Source organism: Roseateles microcysteis (assembly GCF_036880965.1).
Taxonomy (GTDB): Bacteria; Pseudomonadota; Gammaproteobacteria; order Burkholderiales; family Burkholderiaceae_C; genus JAUASW01.
The window spans coordinates 645186-658902 of record NZ_JBAJMV010000003.1 but is presented as its reverse complement, the minus strand read 5'-3'; the positions used below and the strand labels follow the sequence as shown (position 1 = coordinate 658902).

The window sequence follows — 13717 nt, the reverse complement described above, 5'->3', positions numbered from 1 at the left end:
CCACGGTGGTGCGGAGCAGGACGGCAGTGGGTGCCCCGCAGCGAGGTAAAGGAGGAGGCGCCGGCCGCAGGCCGGTGACGGGGGACAGGAGCGAAGGGGTGCCCGCTGGCGGCCTGATCTTCGCCGTACTTTCCAAGAAGTAGAAGGCGAACGTCTGCAACGTGCCACTTGCAGCTACAGCTAATGGGGTGGCGCGGGCACCGACCAACGCTTGGTCGTGTCGCCCTTGTCGTTGACGCTCTCCAGGTGCACGCCAAAGCCCCACAGCCGCGCCACATGCTTGAGCACTTCCTGGCCGCTCTCGTGCAAGGGCCGGTTCATGTGCTGGGTATGGCGCAGCGTCAGTGATCGGTCGCCGCGTAGGTTCACGTTCCAGACCTGGATATTGGGCTCGCGCGTTGACAGGTCGTACTGGCGTGCCAGCGCCTGGCGCACATGCTTATAGCCCGCTTCGTCGTGGATGGCGGAGATCTCGTATTCGTCTTCGGCCTCGTCGTCGACGATGGAGAACAGGCGGAACTCGCGCATCAGCCGCGGGCTCAGGTACTGTCCGATGAAACTCTCGTCCTTGAAGTTGCGCATCGCATGGTTCAGCGTGGGCAGCCAGTCGGCGCCGGCGATGTCCGGGAACCACAGCCGGTCTTCCTCGGTCGGCGCCTCGCAGATGCGCTTGATGTCGGTGTACATCGCAAAGCCCAGCGCATACGGATTCAGATTGACCATGGGCTGCTGCGCGATCACATTGGTGTGCGACTTCAGCCATTCGATCATCATGCCGTCGGTCAGGTAGCCGTCGTCGTACATGGTGTTCAAGAGGCGGTGATGCCAGAAGGTGGCCCAGCCCTCGTTCATCACCTGGGTCTGGCGCTGCGGATAGAAGTACTGCGCGATCTTGCGGACGATGCGCACGATCTCTCGCTGCCAGGGCTCCAGCAGCGGCGCGTTCTTCTCGATGAAGTACAGCAGGTTCTCCTGTGGTTCATCCGGGAAGCGGCGCGCCTCGCGGCCTTCTTCGGCCTTGTCCTTGCCGCGCGGCAGGGTGCGCCAGAGATCATTCACCTGTTGCTGTGCATGCGCCTCCCGATCATGCAAGCGCGCGCGCTCCTGGGCCAGTGAGAGCTTGGCCGGGCGGCGGTAGCGGTCCACGCCGTGGTTCATCAAGGCATGGCAGGAGTCGAGCAACTGCTCCACCGCGTCAAGGCCCTCGCGCTGCTCGCATTCGGCCACGAAGTTCTTGGCGTAGACCAGGTAGTCGATGATGCTGGAGGCATCGGTCCACATGCGGAACAGGTAATTGCCTTTGAAGAAGCTGTTGTGGCCGTAGCAGGCGTGCGCAATCACCAGAGCCTGCATGGCCATGGTGTTCTCTTCCATCAGGTAGGCGATGCAGGGATCGGAGTTGATGACGATCTCGTAGGCAAGTCCCATCTGGCCGCGCTTGTAGTTGCGCTCGGTGGCGATGAACTCCTTGCCATAGCTCCAGTGCCGGTAATTCACCGGCATGCCCACCGATGCATAGGCATCCATCATCTGCTCGGCGGTGATGACCTCAAGCTGGTTGGGGTAGGTCTCGAGGCCATAGCGCTCGGCCGTGGCACGTATCACGTCGTGATACTCGTCGATCAACTCGAAGGTCCAGTCGCTGGGCGCGGGCAGGGGATGTTCGGGGCGCTTGAGAAGCGGCTTCATCTCCTTCAGCGGCGGCGGACGGCGACGGCCACCATACTCGTCGCCGATGTGGGCGATGCCGATGTTGCGGCGGTTCTCGGGGCTGCTCATGTTTTCGCTCCCTCCTTGCGAAAGAGGTCGCGGAATACCGGGTAGATCTGCGCCACCTCGACCGCCTTGCGCATCGCGAAGTGCGGCACCTCCTCGACGAGCTTGCCGTACTCCTCCCAGAGGTTCTGCTCGGCTTCTGCAACCTGCACATAGGCAAAGTAGCGGCACAAGGGCAGGAGCTGGTTGGCCAGGATCTCGCGGCACTTGCCACTGTCGTGGTGCCAGTTGTCGCCATCGCTGGCCTGGGCACCGTAGATATTCCATTCGCTCGGCGGGTAGCGCTCGCGGATGACCTGCTCCATCAGCACCAGGGCTGACGACACGACCGTGCCGCCGGTCTCGGTGGCGTGGAAGAAGTTCTGTTCGTCCACCTCCTGCGCCTGCGTGTGGTGGCGGATGAAGACGACGTCGATCTTCTCGTAATGCCGGGTCAGGAACAGGTAGAGCAGGATGAAGAAACGCTTGGCCAGGTCCTTGCGGCTCTCGTCCATGGAGCCCGAGACGTCCATCAGGCAGAACATCACGGCCCGCGTGGTCGGCACCGGCACGCGCACGCGGTTGCGAAAACGCAGGTCGATGGGGTCGAGGAAAGGGATCAGCTCGATGCGCCGCTTCAGCTCGGCGATGCGATCCTCGGTTTCCTTCAATGCCAGCTGAACCTCGGGCTTGCCGAGGTCTTCATGCTTGAGCAGCAGGGCCAGGCGCTCTTCCAGCTCATGCAGCTCGCGGCGCTTGTCCATGCCCAGCGCAATGCGGCGGCCCAAGGCGCCGCGCATCGAGCGCACCACATGCAGATTGGTAGGCGTGCCGTCTGACACATAGCCGGCGCGGTGGGTCTTGTACTCGGGCGTGTCGGCCAGCGTGGTGCGGGCGAGGTTGGGCAGGGCCAGGTCCTCGAAGAAGACCTGCATGAATTCTTCCTTGCTGAGGTGGAAGACGAAGTCATCGTCGCCCTCGCCGGAATCGCTGGCCTGGCTGCCGCCGCCGCCGCCCTGGCCGCCCCGGGGCTTGCCCACGCGGTCGCCCTTCACGTGCTCGGTGTTGCCGGGGCGCACCACCTCGCGCACGCCGCCCTCGCCGTGGCCGAACACCGGCTCGCTCAGGTCTTTCTTCGGGATGTGCACGTCCTCGCCGCGCTCCATGTCACGGATGCCGCGGCCATCCACCGCGCGACGCACCGCCTCGCGGATCTGCTCCTTGTGGCGGCGCAGGAAGCGCTCGCGGTTGCCCACGGACTTGTTCTTGCCCGAGAGCCGCCGGTCGATGATCTGCTGTAGCGACATGAAGGAAGGGCCCCGTGCTCAGGAACTCTTGCGGACGCGCAAATACCATTCACACAGCAGCCGAACCTGCTTGGCCGTGTAGCCCTTGTCCACCATGCGCTGGACGAAGTTCTCATGCTTCTTGGCCTCATCCGCGCTGGCCTTGGCATTGAAGCTGATCACCGGTAGCAGCTCCTCGGTGTTGGAGAACATCTTCTTCTCGATCACCGTGCGCAGCTTCTCGTAGCTGGTCCAGCTCGGGTTCTTGCCATTGTTGCTGGCGCGGGCCCGCAGGACGAAGTTGACGATCTCGTTGCGGAAGTCTTTCGGGTTGCTGATGCCAGCCGGCTTCTCGATTTTCTCCAGCTCGCCGTTCAGGGCCGAGCGGTCGAAGACCTCGCCGGTGTCGGTGTCGCGGTATTCCTGGTCCTGGATCCAGTAGTCGGCATAGGTCACATAACGATCAAAGATGTTCTGGCCGTACTCTGAATAACTTTCCAGATAGGCGGTTTGAATTTCCTTGCCGATGAACTCCGCATAGCGCGGCGCCAGGGCCTCCTTGATGAAGCCGACGTACTTCTGCTCGGTCTCGGCCGGGAACTGCTCGCGCTCGATCTGCTGCTCCAGCACATACATCAGGTGCACCGGGTTGGCCGCGACTTCGGCGCTGTCGAAGTTGAAGACCTTGGAGATGATCTTGTACGCAAAGCGGGTGGAGATGCCCGTCATGCCTTCATCCACGCCGGCGTAGTCGCGGTACTCCTGGTAGCTCTTGGCGCGCGGGTCGGTGTCCTTCAGGTTCTCGCCGTCGTAGATCTGCATCTTGGAATACAGCGAGCTGTTCTCGGGCTCCTTCAGGCGCGTGAGGATGGCGAACTGGCTCATCATCTTCAGTGTTCCTGGCGCGCACTTGGCCTGGGCCAGCGAGGAGCCGCGGATCAGCTTCTCGTAGATCTTCACTTCCTCGCTGACGCGCAGGCAGTAGGGCACCTTGACGATGTAGATGCGGTCCAGGAAGGCTTCGTTGTTCTTGTTGTTGCGGAAGGTCTTCCACTCGCTCTCATTGCTGTGGGCCAGCACGATGCCGTCGAACGGAATGGCGCCGAAACCTTCGGTGCCCTTGTAGTTGCCTTCCTGCGTGGCTGTCAGCAGCGGATGCAAGACCTTGATCGGCGCCTTGAACATCTCCACGAACTCCAGCAGGCCCTGGTTCGCCAGGCACAGGCCGCCGCTGTAGCTGTAGGCGTCCGGGTCGTCCTGTGCATAGGTTTCTAGCTTTCGGATGTCGACCTTGCCCACGAGGCTGGAGATGTCCTGGTTGTTTTCATCGCCCGGTTCTGTCTTGGCCACGCCCACCTGCTTCAGGACGCTGGGGTAGCGCTTCACGACCTTGAAGCGGCGGATGTCGCCGCCGTATTCATCGAGCCGCTTGACGGCCCAGGGGCTCAGGATGCGATTGAGGTAGCGGCGCGGTATGCCGTACTCGCGCTCCAATGCGGGGCCGTCCTCGGCCGCGTCAAAGAGGCCCAGCGGGGTTTCATTCACCGGCGAACCCGCCAGTGCATAGAAGGGCACCTGCTCCATCAGCTGCTTGAGCCGCTCGGCGATGGAGCTCTTGCCGCCGCCCACGGGCCCCAGCAGATAGAGGATCTGCTTTTTCTCTTCCAGGCCTTGCGCGGCATGCCGGAAGTAACTGACGACCTGCTCGATCGCGTCTTCCATGCCGAAGAACTCGGCGAAGGCGGGATAGATCTTGATCGTCTTGTTGGCGAAGAGCCGCGAGAGGCGCTGGTCGTTGCGGGTGTCCACCATCTGCGGCTCGCCAATCGCTTGCAGCATGCGCTCGGCGGCGGTGGCATAGGCCAGCGGGTTGTTCTTGCACTCCGCGAGGTATTCCTCGAGCGTGAGTTCCTCGACCTTGGTGCGCTCGTAGCGGGCGGTGAAGTTCTTGATCACGTCCATGCTGACCTCCAGGGGCAAACCGTGGGGCGGCGTCGGGCAGCAGGTGCATCCGGCGTCGTCTGGGAAGTTCTGATGGCGTCCTCGAACCCCGGCGGGGCGGGGGGCGTCATCAGAGCTTTCCGCGTCAGCGCGGGGGCTCGATTCAAGCTTCGTTCACAGGCGTCGAACTGATGATCTGAAAAGCCTGAGCTAAGCCCTTCAACATCTTCAATCCGTCTTGCGTTGACATCATGCTACGCCGAACAAGCCCCGTCTGCGATGGCAAGACCTGGCACCTGTTCATGGGGTGATGTTGCGGCAACGATGATGCATGCTGCAAGCTGCTTTACAGATCCACAAAGAAAAAAGCCGTGCATGAGGCACGGCCTTTCTCACATCAGGATCCGAGCAGAAATTACTGCGGACCGCGCAGCTTGTCGATCAGGCCGTTCAACTCGTCGAGCGAACCGAACTGGATGCTCACTTCGCCCTGCTCGCCGCGCTTGGTGCGCTTCTTGACATGGATCTCGACCTGGGCCGCCAGCAGGTCTGACAGCTCTTCTTCCAGGCGCAGCACGTCGCGGCTCTTGCTGCTCTTCACACGCAGCAGCGGCGTCTGGCGCGCGGCACCTTGCTGGCGCTGCACCAGCTTCTCGGCCTCGCGCACGCTCAGCTTCTTGGCGGCGATCTCGGTGGCGGAGGTGATCTGGTGAGCACCGTCCAGTGGCAGCAGCGCGCGGGCATGGCCCATGTCGATGTCGCCGGCCATCAGCATGTTCTGTACCGGCTCAGCCAGTTGCAGCAGACGCAAGAGATTGCTGGCGGCGCTGCGCGAGCGGCCGACGGCCTGCGCGGCCTGCTCATGCGTCAGATGGAATTCGTTCACCAGGCGCTGCAGGCCCTGCGCTTCTTCCAGCGGATTCAGGTCTTCGCGCTGGATGTTCTCGATCAGGGCCATGGCGGCAGCAGCTTCGTCCGGCACGGCCTTGACCAGCACCGGCACCTCGCGCAGGCCTGCCAGCTTGGCGGCGCGGAAGCGCCGTTCGCCGGCGATGATCTCGTAACGCGCATCGCCGTTCGGCTTGATCGGGCGCACCAGGATGGGCTGCATGATGCCCTGGCCCTTGATGCTCTCGGCCAGCTCGTAAAGCGAGCCCTCGTCCATGCGCGTGCGCGGCTGGTATTTGCCCGCCTGCAGCCATTCCAGCTTCAGCGTGCTGGGTTCGCCATCGCGCGCGGCGGCAGGGGTATCGCTGACCTTGGGGCCCAGCAGGGCTTCCAGACCGAGGCCGAGGCCTTTGGGTTTTTTCGTGACCATAGGGGGCGATTGTCCCTTACGGGCGCAGTTGATCGAGCAGGGCGCGACCCTCGGGCCAGACGCCCAGGCCGGATTCGCTGTTCAGGTGCCCGCGCGGGCCGGCGTGGACGACCGTGGCACCCCAGGCCGTGGCCAGCGCCGTGGTGCGCTCCAGGGCGCCGTAGGGGTCGTTGCTGCTCAGTACCGCGATGCTTGGAAACGGCAGCCGGCCCAGACGCGGTTGGCGCCAGTTGTGCAATTGCGGCGGGAAGTCTTCGCGCTCGGTGTCGGGTGGCGCCACCAGCAGGGCGCCGATCACGCGGCCGGTGTGCTGCGAATGCCCGGCCCAGCCCGCCACCAGATGGCAGCCCAGGCTGTGGGCCACCAGGAGAGCGGGGCGCTTGTCTGCGAGCAGCGCCTCGTCGAGCTGGGCCATCCAGTCGCCGCGCCGGGGCCAGAGCCAGTCGTCCTGCTCCACGCGCTCATCGCCGTAGCGCTGTTCCCAGTGACTTTGCCAATGCTCGGCACCGGAGTTCTGCCAGCCGGGCAGTATCAACACACGCAGGGAGTCGGACATCTTCTTGGCCTTATGCTTCGCATTCTTCTTTGATTGACTGATTGAATTGTGCTGGAGAGCGGGATGACGAAGTTCGCGGTGTATGTGGATGGCCAGGAGGGCACGACCGGCCTGCGCATCAACGAGTACCTGGCCCAGCGCAGTGACATCGAGGTCCTGAAGATCGACGCCGACAAGCGCAAGGACCCGGCCGAACGCGCCCGCTTGCTGAACGCCGCCGACGTGGCCTTCCTGTGCCTGCCGGACGCCGCCTCGCGCGAAGCGGCGGCCATGATCACGAACCCCAACACCTGCCTGATCGACGCCAGCACGGCCCACCGCACGGTGCCCGGCTGGGCCTTCGGCCTGCCCGAGCTGGCACCGGCTCAGCGCGAGAAGATCCGCGCCGCCAAGCGCATCGCCAACCCGGGCTGCCATGCCAGCGCCTTCATCCTGGCGGTGCGCCCGCTGGTCGATGCCGGCCTGCTCTCGCCCGATGCCCTGGTCAGCGCCACCTCGATCACCGGCTACTCGGGTGGTGGCAAGTCGATGATTGCCCAATACGAAACGGCAAGTGAGCCCAAGCTGACGTCGCCACGCCCATACGCCTTGAGCCTGCAGCACAAGCACCTGCCCGAGATGATGGCCCACACGGGCCTCAGGACCGCGCCCGTGTTCATGCCCATCGTCGGCAACTTCTACAAGGGCCTGGCCGTGACCGTGCCGCTGCACCTGAGCCAGTTGCGCGCCGGTGCCAGGGCCGAAGACCTGCATGCGGCCTTGAGCCAGCACTACGAAGGCGAGCGCTTCATCCGCGTGATGCCGCTGCGCGACGCCGAGACGCTGGCCGAAGGCGCTTTCGATGTGCAGGCCTGCAACGACACGAACCGGGTCGACCTGTTCGTGTTCGCTAGCGACACCCAAGCCCTGGTGATGGCTCGCCTGGACAACCTGGGCAAGGGCGCCAGCGGTGCCGCAGTCCAGAGCATGAACGTGCACCTGGGCGTGGACGAAGCACTGGGGCTTTGAGTGAGCGCTGAGAACCGGCGCTGGCAGCTCGGGCTGTCAGCCGAAGACGCCGAGCGCGTCGCCGAAGGTGAGTACGCCTACCGCCAGGCCCATGCCATGGGCGGGCAGCCACAGGCGTTCTCGCTGGGGCTCTATGAAGGCGATGGCGAGGCCCTGGTGGCCGGCCTGACCGGCCACACGGAACTGCGCCGCCTCTTCATCGACCAGGTCTGGGTCGAGGACGAATGGCGCGGCCGTGGTCTCGGCACGGCGGTGATGCGCCGCGCCGAAGCCGAGGCCTTGCGCCTGGGTTGCCTTGATGCCCTGGTCGAGACGCTGTCGGACCGCACGGCCGAATGGTTCGAGAGCCTGGGCTTCACGTGCGTGACCCATGTGCACGACTACCTGCCGGGCTTCACCCGCCACATCCTGATCAAGGTCTGGAAGCCCCGCGACTGAGCATGGGGGTTGTGCGCCCCGTTGCGCTGTTGGCGATGTAATAACAGCGTAAGTGTGAGCGTTTTGGGCCGCTGTCAGGGGCAGCGCTGCTGCGCTCTTCAGTCGGCTGCGGCGGCCGGGTCCTTGCTTCGGTAGTGATAGCGGTAGGCGAACTCGAACCCGAGCCGGGCATAGAGCCGCTTGGCGACGGCGTTGTCGGTGCCCACCTGCAGATAGGCCTGGTAGGCGCCCTGGCGGCGCGCTTCTTTCAGCAGCGCCGCGCAGAGGGTCAGCGCGTGGCCTTGCCCGCGTTGCTCGGGCGGCGTGAAGATGTCGAACAGGCCGACGATGTCATCCTCGACCACGATCTGGCCGAGCGCGAGAAGCTCACCTGCAGCCCCTTCCAGGATGAAGCCCTGGTAGGGCCGAGGTGCATGGCGCATGCGCTCGGCATGGGCCTCGATGGCGACCTGACTGGAGCCGCGCAGCTGGCCCACGGTTGCTGCATAGCGGTCGCCATCCATGGCGCGCAGGCCAGGTGTGGAGGGCAGTTCGTCGAGTGTGGTCCGCACCATCACGTCCGCCCAGTCGAACTCGAACCAGCCCAGGTTCTGCAGCCGCTGGTCCAGGTCGGCCGGCTGGCTGAAGGGCGTGATGCGGATGATCAGGGGCAGGCCGGACTTGGCGAACACCTGGCCGCAGCGCTCCAGCAGCTGGTTCAGCGGCAGCCGTCCTTCGGCCAGTGCGTTGACGCAGCGCGACCGCTTCGCCTTGCCGGGCGAGAGGCGCAAGAGCCATCCGTCGATCTCGGCTTCCTGCGGCGGCGCACTGGCGTTCAGGCCCGCAGCCTCCGCACGGCGGGCGAGGGCGCTGAGCTGGGTCATCGACAGGGCCAGGATCTACTTGCCCAGCCGGCGCACCATCTCGCGCGCGAACTCGACGAAGGCTTGGGCGCCCTTGGACGCCGGGTCGAACACCACGCCCGGCAGGCCGTAGCTCGGCGCCTCGGCCAGGCGCACATTGCGTGGGATCACGGTGTCGAACACCTTCTCGCCGAAGTGGGCCTTCAGCTGTTCGCTGACCTGCTGCTGCAGGGTGATGCGCGGATCGAACATCACGCGCAGCAGGCCGATGATTTCCAGGTCCGGGTTCAGGTTGGCATGCACCTGCTTGATCGTGTTGACCAGATCGGACAGGCCTTCCAGCGCGAAGTACTCGCACTGCATGGGTACGACCACGCCGTGTGCCGAGCACAGGCCGTTCAGGGTCAGCATCGAGAGAGAGGGCGGGCAGTCGATCAGGACGAAGTCATAGTCGTCGTTGGCGGCCTGCAGTGCGAGCTTGAGGCGCTTCTCCCGACGCTCCAGCTCCACCAGTTCGACCTCGGCGCCGGCCAATTCGCGGTTGGCGCCCAGCACGTCGTAGCCGACCTTGTCATTGCGGGTCTTGGCTTCGGCGATGGAGGCCGACTCCAGCAGCACGTCATAGACGCTCAGCTCCAGCTTGCGCTTGTCGATGCCCGAGCCCATGGTTGCATTGCCCTGCGGGTCCAGGTCCACCACCAGCACGCGCTGTCCGACCTGGGCCAGGCCGGCGGCCAGGTTGACGGTGGTGGTGGTCTTGCCGACCCCGCCCTTTTGATTGGCAATGCAGAAGATCTTGGCCATGGGTTTAGTTCTTTTCTAGTCAGGCGCGATGGTAGCCCGCCGCAGCGGGACCGAAATCCGGAATCACACGCGGGGTTTGATCCAGATGAGACAGCGCTGCGCATCCAGGCCCGGTACCAGCAGTTGTTCCACGTGAAACACGTCGAGGTCCTGTGCTTGGTTCTGCAGGGCGGCCAGCTCGTCTGCGGGGTGTTGGCCCTTCATGGCCAACCAGATTGCGCCCGGCTTCAGGTGTTGCCGAGTCAGCGTCGTGAAGTCCAGCAGCGAGGCGAAGGCGCGTGAGGTGATCAGGTCGAAGGGGGCAGCGCTCAGCTGTTCGACCCGCGAGTGCTCGCCATGCAGGTTCTTCAGACCCAGTTCGGCGGCCACTTGCTTGATGAAGGTGGCCTTCTTGGCGACCGCGTCGACGCAGGTCACGTCGATGGTCGGCTCGCAGATGGCGACAACCACACCCGGCAATCCGCCGCCGCTGCCGACGTCCATCAATCTGAGATGTGAGCCCCCCGTCTGCGAGTACGCAGCCTGCCCCCCGAGGGAGCCAGGCCCTTCTTGGGAGCAGCCCTGCGAAGGGCTTGAGGGCTTGCCAGCGGCATGCCGACGCAGCGCAGGCAAGAGGCTCAAACTGTCCACCAGATGCTGGACCAGCATGGCCTGCGGGTCGCGCACGGCGGTCAGGTTGTAGACCTTGTTCCACTTCTGGATCAGTCCCAGGTAGTTGAGGAGTTGGTCCAGCTGGCTGTCGCTGAGGCTCAGGCCCAGCGTCTGCGCGGCCGCTGCCAGCGGTTGGCGCAAGGGGTTGGCATCTGTCATGTGTTGTGCACCTTTGGCGCTGCGCGCCGTTCCGCCAAGCGGAAATGAGCCCCTACGGGCGGCCGGGCGGAGCTCATGCGGCAGCGTTCGTATCGTCGTTGGAGGCGGTGGTGGGCGTGTCGAAGAAGCCCTTGAAGCGACCCTTTTTCAGGTGGACCAGGAGCAGCGAGATTGCCGCCGGGGTCACGCCCGAGATGCGCGAAGCCTGGCCCAAGGTCTCGGGCCGGTGCTTGCCGAGCTTCTGCCGGACTTCGAAGGAGAGGGCGGTAACCTGGCCGTAGTCCAGCTCGTCGGGCAGCTTCAGGTGCTCGAAGTGCGCGGCGCGAGCCACATCATCAACCTGCTTGTTGATGTAGCCGGCGTATTTGGTGCTGGTCTCGATCTGCTCGATCACCGCGTCGGCCAGGGTCTGGCCCAGCTCCTCATGCAGTGCGGCGCGCGAAACGCCAAGCTCTGGCCGGGCAATGGCGGCCACTTCGGCCAGCGTGTCGAACACCACGCCGGGCCGGCGAAGCAGGTCGACGAAGGTGTATTCGCGCTCCAAGGCTTTGCCCACGAGGCGCTCGGCATCCGCCGCCGGCAGGATGCCGGGGTGCACAAACGTGGACTTCAGCTTCTCTGTTTCACGTGAAACAGCATCGCGCTTGCGGTTGAATGCGTCCCAGCGGGCGTCGTCCACCAGGCCCAGCTGACGGCCGACTTCGGTCAGGCGGGCGTCGGCATTGTCTTCGCGCAGCTGGAGGCGGAACTCGGCCCGGCTGGTGAACATGCGGTAGGGCTCGGTCACACCCTTGGTGATCAGGTCGTCTACCAGCACGCCGAGGTAGGCCTGGTCGCGCGCCGGCAGCCAGGCCTGCTTGCCCTGCACCTGCAGCGCGGCATTCATGCCGGCGAACAGACCTTGGGCCGCCGCCTCTTCATAGCCGGTCGTGCCATTGATCTGGCCGGCAAAGAACAGGCCCTGGATGGCGCGGGTTTCGAAGCTGGACTTCAGCTCACGCGGGTCGAAGTAGTCGTATTCGATGGCATAGCCGGGCCGCAGGATGTGCGCGTGCTCCAGGCCGGGAATCGAGCGCACCGCAGCGAGCTGGATGTCGAAGGGCAGGGAGGTGGAGATGCCGTTCGGGTAGAACTCGTGCGTGGTCAGGCCTTCGGGTTCGAGGAAGATCTGGTGCGAGTCCTTGTCGGCGAAGCGGTTGACCTTGTCTTCGATGGACGGGCAGTAGCGCGGACCGACGCCCTCGATCACACCGGTGAACATGGGGCTGCGCTCGAAGCCCGAGCGGATGATCTCGTGCGTGCGGGCCGAGGTGTGGGTGATCCAGCAGGGCACTTGCTTCGGATGCTGGGCAGCGTTGCCCATGAAGCTGAACACCGGCACTGGACTCAGATCCCCGGGCTGCTCTTCACACTTGGAGAAGTCGATCGTGCGGCCGTCGATGCGCGGCGGCGTGCCGGTCTTGAGCCGGCCCTGCGGCAGCTTCAGTTCCTTCAGGCGGCCCGACAGCGACACCGCCGGAGGATCACCCGCCCGGCCGGCACTGTAGTTCTGCAGGCCGATATGGATGCGGCCATCGAGGAAGGTGCCGGCGGTCAGCACCACGGCGCGGGCGCGGAACTGAATCCCACTTTGCGTGACGGCACCGACCACGCGGTCGCCCTCCACCATCAGATCGTCCACCGCCTGCTGGAACAGCATCAGGTTCGGCTGGCTTTCCAGGCGATGTCGGATGGCGGCCTTGTAGAGGATGCGGTCGGCCTGGGCGCGGGTGGCACGCACGGCCGGGCCCTTGGAGCCATTGAGGATGCGGAACTGGATGCCCGATTCATCGGTGGCTGCGGCCATTGCGCCGCCCAGCGCATCAACCTCCTTCACCAGATGACCCTTGCCGATGCCGCCGATGGACGGGTTGCAGCTCATCTGGCCCAGGGTCTCGATGTTGTGCGTCAGCAGCAGCGTGCTGGCGCCCATGCGCGCAGCGGCCAGTGCGGCCTCGGTGCCGGCATGGCCGCCACCCACCACGATGACGTCGAATTCCTTGGGATAGAGCATCAAGAGCGCCTCGAAATTGCGCCAGGAAGTGGGCGCGGGCAAACCCTGAATTTTACGGGGCGGCTGTGGATAAGTCACGGCCGGGGGCAAGGCCGGCAGCGACAATCTCGCGATGGAATGCCGTGATCATTGCGCCGCCTGCTGCATCGCCCCGTCGATCAGCTCGCCCATCCCTGGCATGCCCCAGGGAAAGCCGGCGGGCGTGCGCTGCATCCAGCTCGACGATGAAGACCGCTGCAAGATCTTCGGCCGCCCGGAGCGGCCTGCTGTCTGCGGCTCTTTGCAGCCCGGCGAGATGATGTGCGGCGAAAGCCGCGAGCAGGCGATGCGCTGGCTGGGCTGGATGGAAAAGGAAACGGCTCCCCGAGGGAGCGGCCCTGCGCTCTGCCCGTGAAGCGAAGCCAGTCGATTCGCAGGGCAGCTGTTCGTCGTCGCTGTATCGAGCCACAAGACATCTGGAGACCAGTCATGCGCTTCATCATCACCGCACAGCCGAACCCCGAGAAAGATCCGAGCGAGCCGCAACCAGGCTTCGATGAGGCGCTGTTCAAGGCCTATATGCGCTTCAACGAGGAGATGCATCAGGCCGGCGTGCTGGTGGCCTCCGAAGGCCTGAACCCCGCAGCGCCCGGTGCCCGCATCGCGGTGGCCAAGGGCAAGCGCTATGTGGTGGACGGCCCATTCGCCGAGTCCAAGGAGCTGGTCGGCGGCTTCTACCTGATCGACGTGCCTTCGCTGGAAGAGGCCATCAAGTGGGCCTTGCGGGCGCCCTCCGGCTTTGGTGCGGACGACATCCTGGAAGTCCGTCAATTGACCGGCGCAGGCGACCTGCCGCCCGAGATCCTCCAGCTGATCAATGAAGCGGCGCCGAACTGGAGCGCTTCTGCCTGGCAGTCGCGCTAGCTG

Annotated in this window: 13 protein-coding genes; 4 read left to right on the top strand and 9 right to left on the bottom strand. The window is 64.8% G+C overall.

Annotation, left to right across the window (positions count from 1 at the left end):
- Window positions 1-180: 180 nt before the first annotated feature.
- The 5 genes from V3596_RS11965 to V3596_RS11945 all read right to left on the bottom strand — a co-directional run bounded on the left by V3596_RS11965 (window position 181) and on the right by V3596_RS11945 (window position 6856).
- Window positions 181-1779: a SpoVR family protein gene (locus V3596_RS11965; RefSeq protein ID WP_416383978.1), complete on the bottom strand. Its 1599-nt coding sequence runs from the start codon at window positions 1777-1779 to the stop codon at window positions 181-183.
- Window positions 1776-3062, bottom strand: coding sequence for a YeaH/YhbH family protein (locus V3596_RS11960; RefSeq protein WP_334277971.1), 1287 nt, complete (start codon window positions 3060-3062; stop codon window positions 1776-1778). The genes V3596_RS11965 and V3596_RS11960 overlap by 4 nt, the downstream gene beginning before the upstream one ends.
- A gap of 18 nt (window positions 3063-3080) precedes the next feature.
- Window positions 3081-5003, bottom strand: coding sequence for a PrkA family serine protein kinase (locus tag V3596_RS11955; protein ID WP_334277970.1), 1923 nt, complete (start codon window positions 5001-5003; stop codon window positions 3081-3083).
- Between the two features lie 394 nt (window positions 5004-5397).
- Entirely contained in the window at window positions 5398-6300 is a 903-nt protein-coding gene (locus V3596_RS11950) for a ParB/RepB/Spo0J family partition protein (RefSeq protein ID WP_334277969.1), read from the bottom strand.
- A gap of 16 nt (window positions 6301-6316) precedes the next feature.
- On the bottom strand, window positions 6317-6856 hold the full coding sequence (locus V3596_RS11945; RefSeq protein ID WP_334277968.1) for an RBBP9/YdeN family alpha/beta hydrolase: 540 nt from the start codon (window positions 6854-6856) through the stop codon (window positions 6317-6319).
- 63 nt (window positions 6857-6919) lie between these two features.
- On the opposite strand from V3596_RS11945, the gene argC reads away from it, so the two are divergent.
- The gene (argC, locus tag V3596_RS11940; protein ID WP_334277967.1) at window positions 6920-7864 is read left to right on the top strand and encodes an N-acetyl-gamma-glutamyl-phosphate reductase; all 945 of its coding nucleotides are present in this window, start codon (window positions 6920-6922) and stop codon (window positions 7862-7864) included.
- Window positions 7865-8302 (top strand): GNAT family N-acetyltransferase, encoded by a 438-nt coding sequence (locus V3596_RS11935; RefSeq protein ID WP_334277966.1) that lies wholly within the window; start codon window positions 7865-7867, stop codon window positions 8300-8302.
- A 98-nt stretch (window positions 8303-8400) separates the two neighbouring features.
- Here the strand turns inward: V3596_RS11935 and V3596_RS11930 are convergent, their stop codons facing one another.
- The 4 genes from V3596_RS11930 to mnmG all read right to left on the bottom strand — a co-directional run bounded on the left by V3596_RS11930 (window position 8401) and on the right by mnmG (window position 12811).
- Entirely contained in the window at window positions 8401-9165 is a 765-nt protein-coding gene (locus V3596_RS11930; RefSeq protein ID WP_334277965.1) for a GNAT family N-acetyltransferase, read from the bottom strand.
- Window positions 9166-9180: 15 nt separating this feature from the next.
- The gene (locus V3596_RS11925) at window positions 9181-9948 is read right to left on the bottom strand and encodes a ParA family protein (RefSeq protein WP_334277964.1); all 768 of its coding nucleotides are present in this window, start codon (window positions 9946-9948) and stop codon (window positions 9181-9183) included.
- A gap of 63 nt (window positions 9949-10011) precedes the next feature.
- On the bottom strand, window positions 10012-10758 hold the full coding sequence (gene rsmG / locus V3596_RS11920) for a 16S rRNA (guanine(527)-N(7))-methyltransferase RsmG (RefSeq protein WP_334277963.1): 747 nt from the start codon (window positions 10756-10758) through the stop codon (window positions 10012-10014).
- A 73-nt stretch (window positions 10759-10831) separates the two neighbouring features.
- Complete coding sequence (mnmG, locus tag V3596_RS11915) at window positions 10832-12811, bottom strand: tRNA uridine-5-carboxymethylaminomethyl(34) synthesis enzyme MnmG (protein ID WP_334277983.1); 1980 nt, start codon at window positions 12809-12811, stop codon at window positions 10832-10834.
- A gap of 112 nt (window positions 12812-12923) precedes the next feature.
- On the opposite strand from mnmG, the gene V3596_RS11910 reads away from it, so the two are divergent.
- On the top strand, window positions 12924-13205 hold the full coding sequence (locus tag V3596_RS11910; protein ID WP_334277962.1) for a YkgJ family cysteine cluster protein: 282 nt from the start codon (window positions 12924-12926) through the stop codon (window positions 13203-13205).
- 74 nt (window positions 13206-13279) lie between these two features.
- Window positions 13280-13714 carry a YciI family protein gene (locus tag V3596_RS11905; RefSeq protein WP_334277961.1) on the top strand — a complete coding sequence of 145 codons (435 nt, stop codon included), beginning with the start codon at window positions 13280-13282 and terminating at the stop codon, window positions 13712-13714.
- The last annotated feature ends 3 nt before the right edge of the window (window positions 13715-13717 follow it).